Raw genomic sequence first — 15,855 nt, 5'->3', positions numbered from 1 at the left:
AGCCCCGCCTCCCGCCGACCCCTGGCAGAACTACGACCCGTGGTCGCGCGAGGGCGGTCCCGGCGCACCTCTTCAGCAGAACGGCGCCGCGGTCAGAACCGCGGAGCAGCGGCACAAGCGGGGCATGAAGGTGCTCCTCATCGGTGCCGTGCTGCTCGCGCTCGTCTCCGGAGGCGTCGGCGGGGTCGTGGGGGCGTATCTGGAGCGCAACGGCGGGGTGGGGGACGTGGAGCTGCCCCAGACCGGAGCCGAGCCCGCCGGGCGGGCGCCCGACAGTGTCGCCGGGATCGCCGCGCGGGCGCTGCCCAGCGTCGTGACCCTGCATGTGAGCGGGAGCGACGAGCAGGGCACCGGAACCGGGTTCGTGCTCGACGACCGCGGTCACATCCTCACCAACAACCATGTCGTCGAACCCGCGGGCGACGACGGCGAGATATCCGTGACCTTCCACAGCGGCGACACCGCCAAGGCCACCGTCGTCGGCCGTGACGGCGGCTACGACCTAGCCGTCGTCAAGGTCAGCGGCGTCAGCGGCCTGCAGCCCCTGCCGCTCGGCAACTCCGACAACGTCCAGGTCGGCGACCCGGTCGTCGCCATCGGCGCCCCGTTCGACCTGGCGGGCACCGTCACCTCCGGCATCATCAGCGCCAAAGAGCGGCCCATCACCGCCGGCGGCGAGAGCGGCGACGCGAGCGACGTGTCGTACGTGGACGCGCTGCAGACCGACGCGCCCATCAACCCGGGCAACTCCGGTGGCCCTCTCCTCGACGCCCGGGCCCGGGTCGTCGGCATCAACTCCGCGATCCGTTCCGCCGACAGCGGTGCCGACCTCGACGGCGGCCAGGCCGGCTCCATCGGCCTCGGCTTCGCCATCCCGGTCAACCAGGCCAAGCGGGTCGCCGAGGAGCTGATCAACACCGGCAGGGCGACCCACCCGGTCATCGGCGTCACCCTCGACATGGACTACGCCGGCGACGGAGCCCGCGTCGGCACCAAGGGCGGCGACGGCGGCTCCGCGGTCACCGACGGCGGCCCCGGCGAGAAGGCCGGCATCGAGCCGGGCGACGTCATCACCGAGGTCGACGGCCAGCGCGTCCACTCCGGCGAGGAACTCATCGTCAAGACCCGCGCCCACCGCCCCGGCGACCGGCTGGAACTGACCTTGGAACGCGACGGCAAGGAGATCACGATCTCGCTGACGCTGGGCTCGTCGAGCGGTGACTGAGACTCACAGAAACCTCACACCGAACGTCGCCCGACCGCTCCACTCATGCCCTGACAAGGCAAACAACCCGGAAAACCGCACGCCTACCCGCATTCGGAGGCCTCGGGACAGTACCGGTCGTAGCGGATCGCCGGGTACCGTGGAGCCGGCCCGGACCACGGAAGACCCGCATTCGACCACTGAGGGCCGAGGACCGAGGACATCGCAAGGAGCTTCAGGTGTTCAATGACATAGGACCTCTCGAGCTGGTGACGCTCGTCGTCCTCGCCGTGCTCGTCTTCGGTCCGGACAAGCTCCCGAAGATGATTCAGGACGTCACGCGGACGATTCGCAAGATCCGCGAGTTCTCGGAGAGCGCCAAGCAGGACATCCGGTCGGAGCTCGGACCGGAGTTCAAGGACTTCGAGTTCGAGGACCTCAACCCCAAGACGTTCATCCGCAAGCAGCTGGACAACGACGACCTGGGGATCAAGGAGATCCGCAACGGCTTCGACCTGAAGAAGGAGATGGTCGAGGTCGCCGACGCCGTGCACGGCCGCGACACGGAATCCTCGTCCTCCTCCTCGTCGTCGTCCTCCTCGGGTTCCTCCGGCGGCACCGTCGACATGACGAAGAAGCCCGAGAAGCCCCGCGACGAGCGCCCGCCGTACGACGCGGACGCCACCTGAGCCGTACGAACACGCGGGCGGGACACCGCTCGTACGTGACGCTTCTCATACTCCGCCCGGGTCGCACACGGCCTGAACCCGCCCTCCGCGCGCCCCGCGCGCCGGGCGGTTTCCCTGCCCCTCGGAGCGGTGTGGCTATGCTGCCGAGTTGTTGTGCGGACCGGACGAGTACGCCCGAAGGGGGGCGGGCCGGGCTGGTCCGGCGAGAACGAGGAGGCGTCCGGGCACATGGAGACGACGAGTCAGACGACGAGTCGGGCAGTCGCGCAGGAACCGGCCGTGGAGAGCGGACAGCAGCTCGCCTCCGCCCGGCGCACTGTCGACGGCTACCTGCTGGCGCCCTTCCCGTGGTACGGCCTCGACGAGGCCTTCACGGGGCCGCGCTGGCTGATGCAGGTCGGCATGGCGGCCGACGGGACCGTCGAACACGGTTCGACCGGGCACGGTGACGAGCCCTCCGTACGCAACGAGGCGACGGAGGACCGGGAGAAGTTCGCGGTGGTGGTGACCGTCGCGGCGCATCCGTCCCGGAGGAGCGCCGACGGTACGGGGCTGCTGGAGGCCACGTCGGTGTCCTCGGCGGCGTGGCTGGCCGGGGTGGGACTGCTGTCCTTCACCTGGCCGGGGCAGATGGACCACACGCTGCGGGACGACTGGCTGGAGCAGCAGACGGAGACGGCGTGGGCGCTGGCCGACGATCTGGACGGGTCCGACTGGTCGACGCTGTCCCTGCCGGTGGACGGGGTGCCGACGCCGTTCCACTACCGGGAGTCCGAGTTCGGGTGGGTGCTGGCCGGCTCGACTCAGGAGGGGGTGCATGTGGGGGCGTACGGGCGCGGTATGAGCGCGTACGGGTTGGGCTTCGCCATGATCAAGGATATTTCCGCGTACGCATGACTAAGGGGCGCCGTGGGTTGTGCGGCGCCCCCTCGCCGTAGGGACTTGTGTCGTCTCGCGGGTGCGGGCCGTGAGGGGTTGCTCGCGCCCACGCGGCGGGGAGCCGCATATCGACACAGCCCCGCGCCCCTGAAGGGGCGCTCCTGCGAGGCCTCTTAAAACTTGTTGCGGGGCGTGATACCCAGGGACAGGCCCGACAGGCCCCGCTGGCGGCCGCCCAGCTTGCCTGCGATGGCGCGCAGGGCCGAGCCCGCCGGGGAGTCCGGGTCCGTCAGGACGACCGGCTTGCCCTCGTCGCCGCCCTCGCGGAGGCGGACGTCGATGGGGATGTTGCCGAGGACCGGGACGGTGGCGCCGGTCGTGCGGGTGAGGCCGTCGGCGACCACCTGGCCGCCGCCCGTGCCGAAGACGTCGACCATCTCGTCGCAGTGCGGGCAGGGCAGGCCGGACATGTTCTCGACCACGCCGACGATCTTCTGGTGGGTCTGCACCGCGATGGAGCCCGCGCGCTCGGCGACCTCGGCCGCCGCCTGCTGCGGGGTCGTCACGACCAGGATCTCGGCGTTCGGGACCAGCTGGGCGACGGAGATCGCGATGTCACCGGTGCCCGGCGGAAGGTCCAGGAGGAGGACGTCCAGGTCGCCCCAGTAGACGTCCGCCAGGAACTGCTGGAGGGCGCGGTGGAGCATCGGGCCGCGCCACACGACCGGGGCGTTGCCCGGCGTGAACATGCCGATGGAGATCACCTTCACGCCGTTCGCGGACGGCGGCATGATCATGTTCTCGACCTGGGTCGGCCGCCCGTCGGCGCCCAGCATGCGCGGCACGCTGTGGCCGTAGATGTCGGCGTCGACGACGCCCACCTTGAGGCCGTCGGCGGCCATCGCGGCGGCCAGGTTGACCGTGACGGAGGACTTGCCGACGCCGCCCTTGCCGGAGGCGACCGCGTACACGCGGGTCAGCGAGCCGGGCTTGGCGAAGGGGACCTCGCGCTCGGCGCCCCCGCCGCGCAGGGCGTTCGCCAGCTCCTTGCGCTGTTCGTCGCTCATCACGTCGAGCGTGACGTCGACCCGGGTGACACCCTCGACCGCAGAGACCGCGTCTGTCACGCGCTGCGTGATCGTCTCGCGCATCGGGCAGCCGGAGACCGTCAGGTACACGGTGACCGCGACCGCACCGTCCGCACCGATCTCCACCGACTTGACCATCCCCAGCTCGGTGATGGGGCGGTTGATCTCGGGGTCGTTCACCGTCGCCAGTGCTTCGCGCACCGCGTCTTCCGTAGCCATAAGGACGATGGTACGGCGCGGTAGCCATGCCCCGGTAAGCCCGTCAGCGGTCGTCTACGTCACGTCCCGCCGACCGATCTGCCGGGAATACCCCGGGCTCGCGGTGACCGTCGGGCCGCTCCTCCAGCTCTTTCATCAGGTCCTGCAGCTCCGAGCGCATCCAGTCGCGGGTGGCCACCTCGCCCAGGCCGATGCGCAGCGCGGCGATCTCCCGGGTCAGATACTCGGTGTCGGCGATCGACCGCTCGTTCTGCTTGCGGTCCTGTTCGAGGTTGACCCGGTCGCGGTCGTCCTGCCGGTTCTGCGCGAGCAGGATCAGCGGGGCGGCGTAGGAGGCCTGAAGGGACAGGGCCAGGGTCAGGAAGATGAACGGGTACTCGTCGAACTTCAGGCTGCTCGGAGCGGCGATGTTCCACAGCACCCAGACGATGATCACGACCGTCATCCAGACCAGGAACCGCCCGGTGCCGATGAAGCGGGCGATCCGCTCCGACAGCCGCCCGAAGGCCTCCGGGTCCCACTCGGGCAGGATGCGGCGGCGCGGCGGCCGGGGTTGGTCGAGGCGCGTGCGGGGCGCCCGGGTGGCCGCGGTGGCGCCCGACGCCACGCGCTCGCGCGTGCCCTCCCGCTCAGGAGCCATGGGCCACCACCCCCTCGCCCGGGTCCTCGTCCAGGTGGTACTCCGTCTCCCGCCAGTCCTCGGGCAGCATGTGGTCCAGCACGTCGTCCACGGTCACCACGCCCAGCAGCGACCCGGACTCGTCGACGACGGGCGCCGCGACCATGTCGTACGCCGCGAAGAACCCGGCGACGACCGGCAGCGCGGCGTCCGGCGCCAGGGTCTCCAGCGCCTCGTCGACCAGCGAGCTGACCAGGGTGTACGGCGGGTCGCGCAGCAGGCGCTGGAAGTGGACCGTGCCGAGGTACTTGCCGGTGGGCGTCTCGTCGGGCGGGCGGCAGACGTAGACCTGGGCGGCGAGGGCGGGGGACAGGTCGGGGTTGCGGACGCGGGCGAGGGCGTCGGCGACGGTGGCGTCGGGGCGCAGGATGATCGGCTCGGTCGTCATCAGACCGCCGGCCGTGTGCTCCTCGTACGCCATCAGACGGCGCATGTCGGCCGCGTCGGCGGGCTGCATCAGGCTCAGCAGTCGCTCCTTGTCGTCCTCCGGGAGCTCCCCGAGCAGGTCGGCCGCGTCGTCCGGGTCCATGGCCTCCAGGACGTCGGCGGCCCGTTCCTCCTTCAGCTTGCCGAGGATCTCGATCTGGTCGTCCTCCGGGAGTTCTTCGAGTACGTCCGCGAGGCGGGCGTCGTCGAGGGCGGCGGCGACCTCGGCCCGGCGCTTGGGGGAGAGGTGGTGCAGGACGTTGGCGAGGTCGGCCGGGCGCAACTGCTCGAAGGTGGCGAGCAGGCTCTCGGCGCCCTGCCCCTTCTCCTCCAGGGAGAACCCGGTGACGGCCGACCACTCCACGGTCAGCGACTCGCCCCTGGCCCGCCGGAAGGCGCCGCCGCGCCCGCCCTTGCGTACGAACACCTTGTCGATCTCCCAGTCCCGGCGCGCCGGGAGCTGCCCGACCGACAGATCGAGGACAGTGACCTCCTCGCCGGTCTCGACGAGGGTGACACGGCGGTCGAGGAGCTCGCCGAAGACGAGGCGCTCGGTGGGGCGCTGTTCGAAACGGCGGACGTTGAGCACACCGGTGGTGATGACCTGGCCGGACTCGATGCTCGTCACCCGGGTCATGGGCAGGAAGATGCGGCGCCGGGTGGAGAGCTCGACGACCAGGCCGAGCAGCCGTGGCGGGCGCCGGCCGACGCGCAGCATGACGACCAGATCGCGCACGCGGCCCACCTGGTCGCCGTTCGGGTCGAACGCGGCGACACCGGCGAGGTGCGAGACGAAGATCCGGGGAGCGCCGGCTGCCATGGCTGAGGCTCCTTTGCATGCGGGGTGTGCTGTGTCGCTTAACCGAATTGCCCGCTCGGGTGGGCTTCAGGCTAGCCCGTCCGGATCCGATACGCCCTGGTGAGCGGTCCGGACGGACTGGCTCCGCCGCCGCCCCGACTCCCCGGTACGCTGCGGTACGCCGACCGGTCCCCCAACAGAAAGGCAGCCCCACCTGTGACTGCGATTCCCCAGGGTCGTACTCGCCGGGCCGCGATGGCGAGCGCCGTGTGCGCGCTGGTCGTGTCGGGAGCAGGACTGACGGGATGCAGTGAGGACCCGGACGAGGGAACCAACGGGGTCGGGAAGCTGCCGGCCGCCGAGATCCAGCGCAAGACCCGTACGGCCGCCGACTCCTCGGACGCGGTGCATCTCGCCGGGAACGTGGTGGCCGGCGGGCGCACCTACAAGCTCGACATGCAGCTGAAGTCCGACGGCGGGACGGGGTCGGTCAGCGCGCAGGGGGCGACGTTCCAGCTGCTGCGCATCGATGAGCAGCTGTATCTGAAGGCCGACTCCGGTTTCTGGAGCGACGCGGGCGGTGACGGCAAGGCGGACGCCGGGGCCGTGGACAAGCTGAACGGCAAGTACGTCAAGGTGCCGCAGGGCGACCCCACGTACAAGAAGTTCAGCGGCTTCACCGACAAGGACCTCCTCCTGGAAGGCCTCCTGACCCTGCACGGCACCCTCGCGACGGACGGCCACCACGAGCAGGCGGGCACCCGCACCATCCGCATCACCGGCGACAAGGGCTCCGGCGGCACCCTGGACGTCTCCCTGGAGGGCAACCCGTACCCCCTGCTCCTCACCCGGGCCGGCGGCGGAGGAACCCTGACCTTCTCCGACTGGGGCAAGGACTTCACCCTTGAGAAGCCGGCCAAGAACGACACAGTGGACTACGGCAAGCAACTACCGACCTCGTGACCACCCCCTAGGGGCGCGGGGAACTGCGCGACCAGCCACGACGGCGCCGCAGCCGAACGACGACCTCGCGGCACCCCCAGCGGAGCGCTCAGCGCTTCCGCTTGAACAACAAGCGCGGCAACCCCGCCGGGATCGGCCGCCGCGTAGTCGCCGGCGACGGCACAGGCGCCTCCGCCAACGACCCGTCCGGCAACGCCCCCACCACCCCGGTAGGCTCCAAGCGCAGCACCCGGCACTCATGCGCCCACCGCCCCGGCATCGCCTCACCGTCGGGGGCGTTGAGCCGCTTCCCCTTCAGCTCGCCGACCGCCGCCTCCCACTCCTCGGAGCCCGGCACGAGCTCGACGACCTTCGCGCCCCAGGAGACCAGCCGGCCCCCCTTGTCCTTGCTGCGTACCGTGACCTCGGCGGAGCCGCCGTCGGCCAGCCCCGGCAACGGCTGCTCGCCCGGACCGTCACCGACGACACACGCGGCACCCTCGTGCCACGCGTGCCACAGCGCCCGGGCCGGGACGCCGGGGCCCTTGACCCAGATGAGGCCGGACTTCTTCGTGGCCTCCTCGACGAGGGCCTGGTCGAGCAGCTCGCTTGTCATGGGCCCACCCTAACGAGAAGCGCTCAGAGCCAGCCGTTCCGCTTCAGCGTCCGGTGGATCCCGAGGCAGATGGCCACCGTGACGCTCATGATCACCGGGTAGCCGTACTTCCAGTGCGTCTCCGGCATGTAGTCGAAGTTCATGCCGTACACCCCGCACACCATCGTCGGTACGGCGATGATCGCGGCCCACGACGTGATCTTCCGCATGTCCTCGTTCTGCGCGACGGACGCCTGCGCGAGGTTGGCCTGGAGGATCGAGTTGAGGAGCTCGTCGAAGCCGATGACCTGCTCGTGGACGCGCGCGACATGGTCGGCGACGTCCCGGAAGTACTTCTGGATGTCGGGGTCGATCAGCCGCATCGGCCGCTCGCTGAGCAGCTGCATGGGGCGGAGGAGAGGCGACACGGCGCGCTTGAACTCCAGCACCTCGCGCTTGAGTTGATAGATTCGGCCCGCGTCCGTGCCGCGCGGCGACCCCTTCCGGCCCGGCGAGAAGACCTCGGTCTCCACCTCGTCGATGTCGTCCTGCACCGCGTCGGCGACGGCGATGTACCCGTCGACGACATGGTCGGCGATGGCGTGCAGCACGGCCGACGGACCCTTGGCGAGCAGCTCGGGGTCGTCCTGGAGGCGGTGCCTGAGCGCCCGCAGCGAGCCCTGGCCGCCGTGCCGGACGGTGATGAAGAAGTCCCGGCCGGTGAAGCACATGACCTCGCCGGTCTCGACGACCTCGCTGTTGGCGGTGAGTTCGTCGTGCTCGACGTAGTGGATGGTCTTGAAGACGGTGAAGAGAGAGTCGTCGTAGCGCTCCAGCTTGGGCCGCTGGTGTGCCTGCACCGCGTCCTCGACGGCGAGCGGGTGCAGCCCGAACTCACTGGCGATACCGGCGAATTCGGCCTCGGTCGGCTCGTGCAGCCCGATCCACACGAAGCCTCCGTCGCGGCGCACCTGGCGCATCGCCTGGTGCGGGGTCAGCGGCTTGTCGGTCTCCAGGCGGCGGCCGTCGCGGTAGACGGCGCAGTCGACGACGGCGGAGGGGGTCGCGGGGTCGCGGGTGGTGTCGTACGGGCCACTGTCCTTGCGCAGCGAGATGCGGGAGGGGCGGACCACGGCACGCAGGTCGCGGATCATCGACATGAGCAGGCTCCTTCGCAACGGGCAACGAAGCGTGAAGAACCGCTGTACGGCTGGAACTGCCCGGAATGGGGACGTCCTGACCTCAGGATGTTTGGCACGTCCACAAAGCGGGGAGCACCGCACCGTTGCGGTGGTGGGCTTCGTTGCTGATTCAGATCAGACGATCAGGCAAAGCGAAACGAAGTGCTCTTCCGTGGGAGGACGCGAGCGTGAAAGGACGGCGGTCAGCCGGAGCGGAACAGCCGGATCAGCTACATCAGCGGCGGGAAGAGCGAGTGGTACTGCACGGTCGACTTCGATCCATGACAGCCCCACCTCCTCCGGCCGGTCCCTCGTGAGGGACGTTCCATACCCCGTATGGGGTTCCCCGTAGGGGAGATTTCATCAGCGTCGGGACTCGATCGCGACGCTTCTGCGTGCTGCCCGAACACCGGGCAAGAGTATCAGCCGACTGAAGTGTCAAGGCGCTGCTTTGCCCGGTACTGACGAGTTCTATGCTCGCGGCATGGCTGATGTTCTTCCTCTGGTCGAGGCCCGGTTGCGTACCGCGCTGGGCGAACCGGACGCGCGCGCGGCGGTCACCTTCCTCGGTACGGACCGCATCGAGGTGCTCCGTTTCCAGGAGGGCGACCTCGTCCGCTACGTCACGCTCGGCATGTCCGCGCAGCCCATGAGCGACCCCACCGCGATGGTCGCCGACCCGGTCAAGGGCCCCCGCGCCGAGCTCCTCCTCTCGGTCCGCGCCGGGATCGCCGACACCGACAAGGCGCTCCGCCCGCTCGCCGTGCTCGCCGCGTCCCCGCAGGTGGAGGGTGTGATCATCGCCCCCGGCGCCTCCCTGGACGTCGGTGAACCGCTGTGGCCGGGCGCCCCGTTCACCTCCGTCCTGGTCGCCGAGCCGGGCGGCCTGGTCGAGGACCTGGAGCTGGACGCGCCGGCCGACCCGGTGCACTTCCTGCCGCTGCTGCCCATGACCCCGAACGAGGCCGCCTGGAAGCGGGTGCACGGCGCCCAGGCGCTCCAGGAGCGCTGGCTGACGAACGGGACGGACCTGAGGGACCCCGCCCGTAAGTCCGTCCCGCTGGACTGACCGCCGCGTGAGCAACCTCACCAACCGGTGGCTGAAAAGCGTCAGTTGGCGAACACGGTGACGCCGTCCTCGGCGGCGTGCGCCGGCGCCGCCTCCTCGGCCTCGTGCGCCAGTGACCTCCGCCGTACGACGACCACGAGCGAGCCGAGTACGGCCGTGACGGCCGCCACCACGAACGGGACCCGGATGCTGCCGGTCCACTCCTCGATCCGCGGTGCGAAGAAGGGCGCGGCCGCCGCCGCGAACCAGCGCACGAAGTTGTAGCCCGCGCTCGCCACGGGGCGCGGCGCGTCCGACACACCGAGCGCCAGTTCCGTGTAGACCGTGTTGTTCACGCCGATGAACGCGCCGGACAGGATCGTGCAGACGACGGCGGTGGTGTGGTCGCCGTAACCGAGGACCAGCACGTCCGCCGCGAGCAGCACCAGCGACCCGCCGAGCACCTTCAGCGAACCGAACCGCCGCTGCATGCGCGGGGCCACGATCACCGAGAACACGGCGAGCAGCACACCCCAGGCGAAGAACACCGCGCCCGACCGGTACGGGCTCATGTCCAGCACGAACGGGGTGAAGGCCAGCACGGTGAAGAACGTGTAGTTGTAGAAGAACGCCGAGACTGCCGTGGACGCCAGGCCGCCGTGGCCGAGCGCCTTGATCGGGTCGAGGAGAGAGGTCCGGCGGGCCGGCTTCGGCTGCTCCTTCAGGAACGCCGCGATGCACAGGAAGCCGACGGCCATCAGGAAGGCCGTGCCGAAGAACGGGTAGCGCCAGCTGGCGTCCCCGAGCAGCGCGCCGAGCAGCGGGCCGCACGCCATGCCGAGGCCGAGGGCGGACTCGTACAGCAGGATCGCCGCCGCGCTGCCGCCGGCCGCCGCGCCGACGATGACGGCGAGGGCGGTGGAGACGAAGAGGGCGTTGCCGAGACCCCAGCCCGCCCGGAAGCCGACCAGTTCGCCCACCGAACCGGAGGTGCCCGCGAGTCCGGCGAAGACGACCACGAAGGCGAGTCCGAGCAGCAGGGTCTTGCGGCCGCCGATCCGGCTGGAGACGAAGCCGGTGACCAGCATCGCCACGGCGGTGATGAGGAAGTACGAGGTGAAGAGCAGGGAGACCTGGCCGGTCGTGGCGTCCAGGCCGCTCGCGATGGACGGCAGGATCGGGTCGACGAGTCCGATGCCCATGAAGGCGACGACGGACGCGCCGGCCGTCGCCCACACGGCCTTCGGTTGCCGCAGGATGCCGCCCGCTCCCGCGTCGAAGGTGTCCATACCGTTTCTCCTGATCCATCCGGTCCGATATAGCTGGTCGCTACACACGGTATGTTAGCTAGTCTAATTAATGCAAGCTACATCTATATTCGACCGGTGAATCGGTTCCGTCCGGACGGGTGATCGTCCTTGACGTGGCGCAGAAGGGGTAGGACCGTGGGGGCCTATGAGGGGCGAACCCAGTTGCCCGAAGTGTGGTGGCCGGGTCAGGGCTCCCGGACTCTTCGCCGACACCTGGCAGTGCGACGTGCACGGCACCGTGCATCCGGTGCAGCCCGTGATCCCGCCCAGTGTCGAGGCCCTCGGTGTGGTCGTGCACCGCACCCAGGTGCCCGTGTGGATGCCGTGGCCGCTGCCGATCGGCTGGCTGTTCACGGGTGTCGCCAGCGCCGGTGACGACCGCAGCGGAGGCCGTGCGACGGCCGTGGCCTGCTCCGGACCCGGCCCCCTCGGCGGCATGGGCGAGATGATCCTGGTCGCCGAGGAACTCGGCGTCGGGCTCGGTGCACGGTACGCCGGTATCGACGGCCCGGATCCGGGGTCGTACATGAACGTCGAGAAGCCACCCCAGGCCAAGGTCCTCGCCGCCGGGCGTCCTACGCCGCTGTGGCATGTCTCGGGTACGCCCGACGACCGTGCCGTGTTCGCGGGGGAGGCGCTCGGGATGTGGCTGTGGGCGGTCATGTGGCCCGAGCAGTCGGGGCTGCTGATGTACGACGAGCTGGTGCTGACGGATCTGCGGGATGCGGGGGCCGAGGTGGAGTTGGTGCCCTGCGGAGCGTTGTCGCCGCGCTTGCTTGGGCCGTAGCGCCCACGGGGGAGAGGGTGGCTCTTGTGTGGCGGCTGCGGGGCGCCTGTGGCTGGTCGCGTCCACGCGGCGGAGCCGCATATCGATACGGCCCCGCGCCCCTTAGGTGGATGTGTGTAGGGGTCTCTTGCGCCGTGCGGGTGTGACATGGGGTCGTTGAAAATGCGGTTATCCTTGAGCGTCCCCGTCTGCACCGTCGTCTGGAGTTCGTGTCGTGCGTATCGATCTGCACACCCACTCCACCGCTTCCGACGGGACGGATGCGCCGGCTCAGTTGGTGCGTAACGCTGCCGCTGCCGGGCTGGATGTCGTGGCGTTGACCGATCACGACACCACCCGTGGGTATGCGGAGGCCATTGGCGCGCTGCCGGAGGGTCTCACTCTTGTCACCGGTGCGGAGCTGTCCTGTCGGGTCGACGGGATCAGCATGCACATGTTGGCCTATCTGTTCGACCCGGAGGAGCCCGCGCTGCTGGCCGAGCGGGAGCTGGTGCGGGACGACCGGGTGCCGCGGGCGCGGGGCATGGTGGCCAAGCTGAACGAGCTGGGCGTGCCCGTCACCTGGGAGCAGGTGCTGCGGATCGCCGGTGAGGGTTCCGTCGGGCGGCCGCATGTCGCCACCGCGCTGGTCGAGCTCGGTGTCGTACCGACCGTGGGCGACGCCTTCACCGAGGACTGGCTGGCCGACGGCGGGCGGGCCTTCGTGGAGAAGCACGAGACCGACCCGTTCGAGGCGATCCGGCTGGTCAAGGCCGCGGGTGGGGTGACCGTGTTCGCGCATCCCGCCGCGAGCAAGCGCGGTCGTACGGTGTCGGAGGCCGTGATCGCCGAGATGGCCGCGGCCGGGCTCGACGGCATCGAGGTCGACCACATGGACCACGATCCCGACACACGGGCACGGCTGCGCGGGCTCGCGAAGGAGCTCGGGCTGCTGACGACCGGGTCCAGCGACTACCACGGCAGCCGCAAGACGTGCGTGCTCGGCGAGTACACGACGGATCCCGAGGTCTACGGCGAGATCACGCGGCGGGCCACCGGAGCGTTTCCCGTCCCGGGGACCGGCGGGGTCTGAGGTCTCTCACCCCCAGGTCCGTTTCTTCTCACCCGGCGCTGCAGGCTGTGGCCACCCGTTCCGCCCTGCGGAACGACTGCCCACAGCGGTAGCCCTCTGCAACAAGGCTCTCTCACCCATGTTCGACCTCGCCGTGTTCGGCTCTCTCTTTCTGACCCTCTTCGTCATCATGGATCCCCCTGGGATCACCCCGATCTTTCTCGCGCTCACCGCCGGGCGGCCGGCCAAGGTGCAGAGGCGGATGGCCTTTCAGGCCGTCTGTGTGGCGGGTGGGGTGATCACGGTGTTCGGGCTTCTGGGGCACCAGATCCTGAACTACCTGCATGTCTCCGTGCCCGCGCTGATGATCGCGGGCGGGCTGCTGCTCCTGCTGATCGCGCTCGACCTGCTCACCGGCAAGACGGACGAGCCGAAGCAGACCAAGGACGTCAACGTCGCCCTCGTACCACTGGGCATGCCGCTGCTGGCCGGGCCGGGCGCGATCGTGTCGGTCATCCTGGCCGTGCAGAAGGCCGGCAGCGTCGCCACGCAGGTGTCGGTGTGGACGGCGATCCTCGCCATCCATGTGGTGCTGTGGCTGGTGATGCGGTACTCGCTGCTGATCATCCGGGTCATCAAGGACGGCGGCGTAGTCCTGGTGACACGGCTCGCGGGCATGATGCTGTCGGCCATCGCGGTGCAGCAGATCATCAACGGCGTCACCCAGGTGATCCAGGGCGCCTGAGACCGACGGGTGCGTGAAGCCCGGCGTATGCGCGAAGCCCCCGTACGGCCTGTGTCGTACGGGGGCTTCGAAGCTTCTGCGGTGATCCGCGTCTGTTATGAGGCCGTGGTCTCGGCCGGTCGGATCCACAGCCGCTGCCCCGTCGCGGCGGCCTGCTGAACGATCCGGTTGACGGAGGCGGCGTCCACGACGGTGCTGTCCACGGGGGTTCCGTCGAACTCGTCGAGTCGCATGATTTCGAAGCGCATGGCTTCTCCCTTCGTCTGGTCATCCTCCTGAGGAGAACTACTGGGGTTACGTACGTATGCAACGGGCTGCGTGTTACAAACATTCCCTACGCTAAAGAAATTTTTCGAACGACTAACTACTGACCGGTAAGCGGTCGCCGAGTGATCAAGAGGGGACTGACCGGGACCGGTTGTGTTCGCAGCGTGACCGCCGGGACAATGGAAGCGATGAACGACGACCTCGCGGCGCTCGCCGCCCGCATCGACCACACCAACGAGCTGCTGCAGCGCATGCTCGCCGAGGTGGCGAAGACGCCCTCGACCCATGCGATCTTCGTCGACGCGGGCTATCTCTACGCGGCCGCGGGACGGCTGGTCGCCGGGACGGAGGACCGCCGGGCCTTCGACGTGGACGCCGAAGGGCTGATCGAGGCGCTCATCGACCGGGCGCGCACGATCTTCGCGGACAGCAGGCTGCTGCGCGTCTACTGGTACGACGGCGCGCGACGCCGTATCCACACCGCGGAACAGCAGTCCATCGCCGAGCTCCCCGATGTGAAGGTCCGCCTTGGCAACCTCAATGCCAACAACCAGCAGAAGGGCGTCGACTCACTGATCAGGACCGACTTGGAGTCGCTGGCCAGACACCGGGCCATCAGTGACGCGGCCCTGCTCGGCGGCGACGAGGACCTGGTGTCGGCGGTCGAGGCGGCGCAGGGGTACGGGGCGCGGGTGCACCTGTGGGGCATCGAGGCACCGGAAGGGCGTAACCAGGCCGAGCCGCTGCTCTGGGAGGTCGACAGCCAGCGCACCCTCGACCTCGACTTCTTCAAGCCGTACGTCGCCCGGCGCACGGCCCCCGCGTACGAGGCCGCCGGGTCCCGGCCGACGCGGGAGGACGTCCGGTTCGTCGGCGCGCAGATCGCGGCGAAGTGGCTCGCGGCACGCGGCCGCGAGTCGCTCGTGGAACTGCTGCCCGGACACCCGTATCTGCCCGGCTCCGTCGACCAGGACCTGCTGGTGGAGGCGGAGGGTCTGCTCCAGTACTCGCTGCGCGGCCAGTCGGATCTGCGGCGGGCGCTGCGGGACGGGTTCTGGGAGCACCTTCAGGCGCAGTACTAGGCGCCTGTCGGGCGGGCCTCGTCCAGGGTGTCCCAGAAGTCGGCGACGGCCTGGGCGGTGCGCAGGGGCTGGTCGGCGTTGGGGGAGTGCTCGGCGCCGGGGATGACGGTGCGGCGGGCGTGCAGCCGGGCGGCCATGTCGTCGAGGACCGGGACCGGCCAGGTGTCGTCGCTGGCACCGGACAGGACGTGGAACGGGAGCGGCACGGTCGCGAGTTCGTCGACGCGGTCCGGCTCCGTGCACAACTGACGCCCCGTGGCGAGGAGTTGCGCGGGCTTCGTGCCGAGCCAGCGGCGGCGCAGCAGATCCTGACCGCCGATGCCGCGCGCCGGACCGCCGACCTCCTCGGGCGGGCCCATCGCGAGGATCGCCTCCCATGTCTCGGCCATGGTCATCACCCCGAGCGCGTCCCGCAGCAGCTTCACGCGCTGCTGCTGGGAGTCGGAGATCTGCGCGGGGCCCGACGCCATCAGGGTCAGCGAGCGGAACGGCGTGTGGTCGAGAAGGACGGCGGCCCGTGAGATCTGGCCGCCGAGGGAGTGACCGAAGAGATGGAGCGGGGCACCGAGGTCGCCGAGGGCCGCCGCCTGAGCGAGCACGTCCCTGGCCAACTCGCCCTGCGCGTACGCCGATTCGTCGTGCTCCGGCCCGTCCGACTCGTGCTGTCCCCGCCCGTCCACGGCGACCGTACGGTAGCCGCGCGCCGCGAGCGGCTCGTGCATCAGCGTGAAGTCCTCCTTGCTGCCGGTGAACCCGGGGAGCAGCAGGGCAACACCTCGGGGTTCGACACCGGGGGCGACCGGGGAGTCGACGACGGCGAACGTGCCGCGGGAGGTGGACAGGGGGTAGGCGCGGGCGTTCGGG

At 69.9% G+C, this 15,855-nt stretch carries 17 protein-coding genes; 9 read left to right on the top strand and 8 right to left on the bottom strand.

Annotation, left to right across the window (positions count from 1 at the left end):
- From L0P92_RS32410 to L0P92_RS32400, 3 genes are all read left to right on the top strand, one after another.
- The coding region (locus L0P92_RS32410) for a S1C family serine protease (protein WP_234766629.1) at positions 1 to 1,225 on the top strand (1,225 nt) is incomplete at its 5' end.
- A 218-nt stretch (positions 1,226 to 1,443) separates the two neighbouring features.
- Positions 1,444 to 1,893 (top strand): sec-independent translocase, encoded by a 450-nt coding sequence (locus L0P92_RS32405; protein WP_234766628.1) that lies wholly within the window; start codon positions 1,444 to 1,446, stop codon positions 1,891 to 1,893.
- A 228-nt stretch (positions 1,894 to 2,121) separates the two neighbouring features.
- Entirely contained in the window at positions 2,122 to 2,790 is a 669-nt protein-coding gene (locus L0P92_RS32400; protein ID WP_234766627.1) for a hypothetical protein, read from the top strand.
- Positions 2,791 to 2,945: 155 nt separating this feature from the next.
- On the opposite strand, the gene L0P92_RS32395 is transcribed toward L0P92_RS32400, so the two are convergent.
- Genes L0P92_RS32395 through L0P92_RS32385 form a run of 3 tightly spaced genes read right to left on the bottom strand, consistent with a single transcriptional unit; the run spans position 2,946 to position 6,004 of the window.
- Complete coding sequence (locus tag L0P92_RS32395; protein ID WP_234766626.1) at positions 2,946 to 4,079, bottom strand: Mrp/NBP35 family ATP-binding protein; 1,134 nt, start codon at positions 4,077 to 4,079, stop codon at positions 2,946 to 2,948.
- Positions 4,080 to 4,122: 43 nt separating this feature from the next.
- Positions 4,123 to 4,719 (bottom strand): DUF1003 domain-containing protein, encoded by a 597-nt coding sequence (locus L0P92_RS32390; protein ID WP_234766625.1) that lies wholly within the window; start codon positions 4,717 to 4,719, stop codon positions 4,123 to 4,125.
- Positions 4,709 to 6,004, bottom strand: coding sequence for a magnesium transporter MgtE N-terminal domain-containing protein (locus tag L0P92_RS32385; protein ID WP_234766624.1), 1,296 nt, complete (start codon positions 6,002 to 6,004; stop codon positions 4,709 to 4,711). Before L0P92_RS32385 ends, L0P92_RS32390 begins: the two co-directional genes overlap by 11 nt.
- A 195-nt stretch (positions 6,005 to 6,199) precedes the next feature.
- Between L0P92_RS32385 and L0P92_RS32380 the strand changes: the two genes are divergently transcribed.
- Positions 6,200 to 6,946, top strand: coding sequence for a hypothetical protein (locus L0P92_RS32380; protein ID WP_234766623.1), 747 nt, complete (start codon positions 6,200 to 6,202; stop codon positions 6,944 to 6,946).
- A gap of 88 nt (positions 6,947 to 7,034) precedes the next feature.
- On the opposite strand, the gene L0P92_RS32375 is transcribed toward L0P92_RS32380, so the two are convergent.
- Together L0P92_RS32375 and L0P92_RS32370 are read right to left on the bottom strand one after the other, a co-directional pair.
- The gene (locus tag L0P92_RS32375) at positions 7,035 to 7,541 is read right to left on the bottom strand and encodes a hypothetical protein (protein WP_234766622.1); all 507 of its coding nucleotides are present in this window, start codon (positions 7,539 to 7,541) and stop codon (positions 7,035 to 7,037) included.
- A 23-nt stretch (positions 7,542 to 7,564) separates the two neighbouring features.
- Positions 7,565 to 8,680, bottom strand: a complete 1,116-nt coding sequence (locus L0P92_RS32370; protein WP_234766621.1) for a magnesium and cobalt transport protein CorA — start codon at positions 8,678 to 8,680, stop codon at positions 7,565 to 7,567.
- 505 nt (positions 8,681 to 9,185) lie between these two features.
- Here L0P92_RS32370 and L0P92_RS32365 point away from each other — a divergent pair.
- Entirely contained in the window at positions 9,186 to 9,770 is a 585-nt protein-coding gene (locus L0P92_RS32365; protein WP_234766620.1) for a suppressor of fused domain protein, read from the top strand.
- Between the two features lie 41 nt (positions 9,771 to 9,811).
- Here the strand turns inward: L0P92_RS32365 and L0P92_RS32360 are convergent, their stop codons facing one another.
- Positions 9,812 to 11,038: an MFS transporter gene (locus L0P92_RS32360; RefSeq protein WP_234766619.1), complete on the bottom strand. Its 1,227-nt coding sequence runs from the start codon at positions 11,036 to 11,038 to the stop codon at positions 9,812 to 9,814.
- A 166-nt stretch (positions 11,039 to 11,204) separates the two neighbouring features.
- Between L0P92_RS32360 and L0P92_RS32355 the strand changes: the two genes are divergently transcribed.
- The 3 genes from L0P92_RS32355 to L0P92_RS32345 all read left to right on the top strand — a co-directional run bounded on the left by L0P92_RS32355 (position 11,205) and on the right by L0P92_RS32345 (position 13,642).
- On the top strand, positions 11,205 to 11,846 hold the full coding sequence (locus L0P92_RS32355; RefSeq protein WP_234766618.1) for a DUF6758 family protein: 642 nt from the start codon (positions 11,205 to 11,207) through the stop codon (positions 11,844 to 11,846).
- A 214-nt stretch (positions 11,847 to 12,060) separates the two neighbouring features.
- Complete coding sequence (locus L0P92_RS32350; protein WP_234766617.1) at positions 12,061 to 12,918, top strand: PHP domain-containing protein; 858 nt, start codon at positions 12,061 to 12,063, stop codon at positions 12,916 to 12,918.
- Between the two features lie 118 nt (positions 12,919 to 13,036).
- Complete coding sequence (locus tag L0P92_RS32345) at positions 13,037 to 13,642, top strand: MarC family protein (RefSeq protein ID WP_234766616.1); 606 nt, start codon at positions 13,037 to 13,039, stop codon at positions 13,640 to 13,642.
- Between the two features lie 95 nt (positions 13,643 to 13,737).
- Here the strand turns inward: L0P92_RS32345 and L0P92_RS32340 are convergent, their stop codons facing one another.
- Entirely contained in the window at positions 13,738 to 13,890 is a 153-nt protein-coding gene (locus L0P92_RS32340; protein ID WP_093747204.1) for a DUF8834 family protein, read from the bottom strand.
- Positions 13,891 to 14,097: 207 nt separating this feature from the next.
- Here L0P92_RS32340 and L0P92_RS32335 point away from each other — a divergent pair, with 207 nt between their 5' ends.
- Positions 14,098 to 14,991, top strand: coding sequence for an NYN domain-containing protein (locus L0P92_RS32335; protein WP_234766615.1), 894 nt, complete (start codon positions 14,098 to 14,100; stop codon positions 14,989 to 14,991).
- Here the strand turns inward: L0P92_RS32335 and L0P92_RS32330 are convergent.
- A partial coding sequence (locus tag L0P92_RS32330; RefSeq protein WP_234766614.1) for an alpha/beta fold hydrolase occupies positions 14,988 to 15,855 on the bottom strand: 868 nt, incomplete at its 5' end. The genes L0P92_RS32335 and L0P92_RS32330 overlap by 4 nt on opposite strands.

The organism is Streptomyces muensis, assembly GCF_021474425.1.
GTDB lineage: Bacteria > Actinomycetota > Actinomycetes > Streptomycetales > Streptomycetaceae > Streptomyces > Streptomyces muensis.
The sequence above is the reverse complement of the archived record's forward strand: the minus strand, read 5'-3'. Positions and strand labels throughout refer to the sequence as shown.

Bases quoted from the DNA above. Each gene is read 5' to 3' on its own strand.
- L0P92_RS32400 (WP_234766627.1), top strand. From the start codon at position 2,122: ATGGAGACGACGAGTCAGACGACGAGTCGGGCAGTCGCGCAGGAACCG.
- L0P92_RS32395 (WP_234766626.1), bottom strand. From the start codon at position 4,079: ATGGCTACGGAAGACGCGGTGCGCGAAGCACTGGCGACGGTGAACGAC.
- L0P92_RS32390 (WP_234766625.1), bottom strand. From the start codon at position 4,719: ATGGCTCCTGAGCGGGAGGGCACGCGCGAGCGCGTGGCGTCGGGCGCC.
- L0P92_RS32385 (WP_234766624.1), bottom strand. From the start codon at position 6,004: ATGGCAGCCGGCGCTCCCCGGATCTTCGTCTCGCACCTCGCCGGTGTC.
- L0P92_RS32375 (WP_234766622.1), bottom strand. From the start codon at position 7,541: ATGACAAGCGAGCTGCTCGACCAGGCCCTCGTCGAGGAGGCCACGAAG.
- L0P92_RS32370 (WP_234766621.1), bottom strand. From the start codon at position 8,680: ATGTCGATGATCCGCGACCTGCGTGCCGTGGTCCGCCCCTCCCGCATC.
- L0P92_RS32365 (WP_234766620.1), top strand. From the start codon at position 9,186: ATGGCTGATGTTCTTCCTCTGGTCGAGGCCCGGTTGCGTACCGCGCTG.
- L0P92_RS32360 (WP_234766619.1), bottom strand. From the start codon at position 11,038: ATGGACACCTTCGACGCGGGAGCGGGCGGCATCCTGCGGCAACCGAAG.
- L0P92_RS32355 (WP_234766618.1), top strand. From the start codon at position 11,205: ATGAGGGGCGAACCCAGTTGCCCGAAGTGTGGTGGCCGGGTCAGGGCT.
- L0P92_RS32345 (WP_234766616.1), top strand. From the start codon at position 13,037: ATGTTCGACCTCGCCGTGTTCGGCTCTCTCTTTCTGACCCTCTTCGTC.
- L0P92_RS32340 (WP_093747204.1), bottom strand. From the start codon at position 13,890: ATGCGCTTCGAAATCATGCGACTCGACGAGTTCGACGGAACCCCCGTG.
- L0P92_RS32335 (WP_234766615.1), top strand. From the start codon at position 14,098: ATGAACGACGACCTCGCGGCGCTCGCCGCCCGCATCGACCACACCAAC.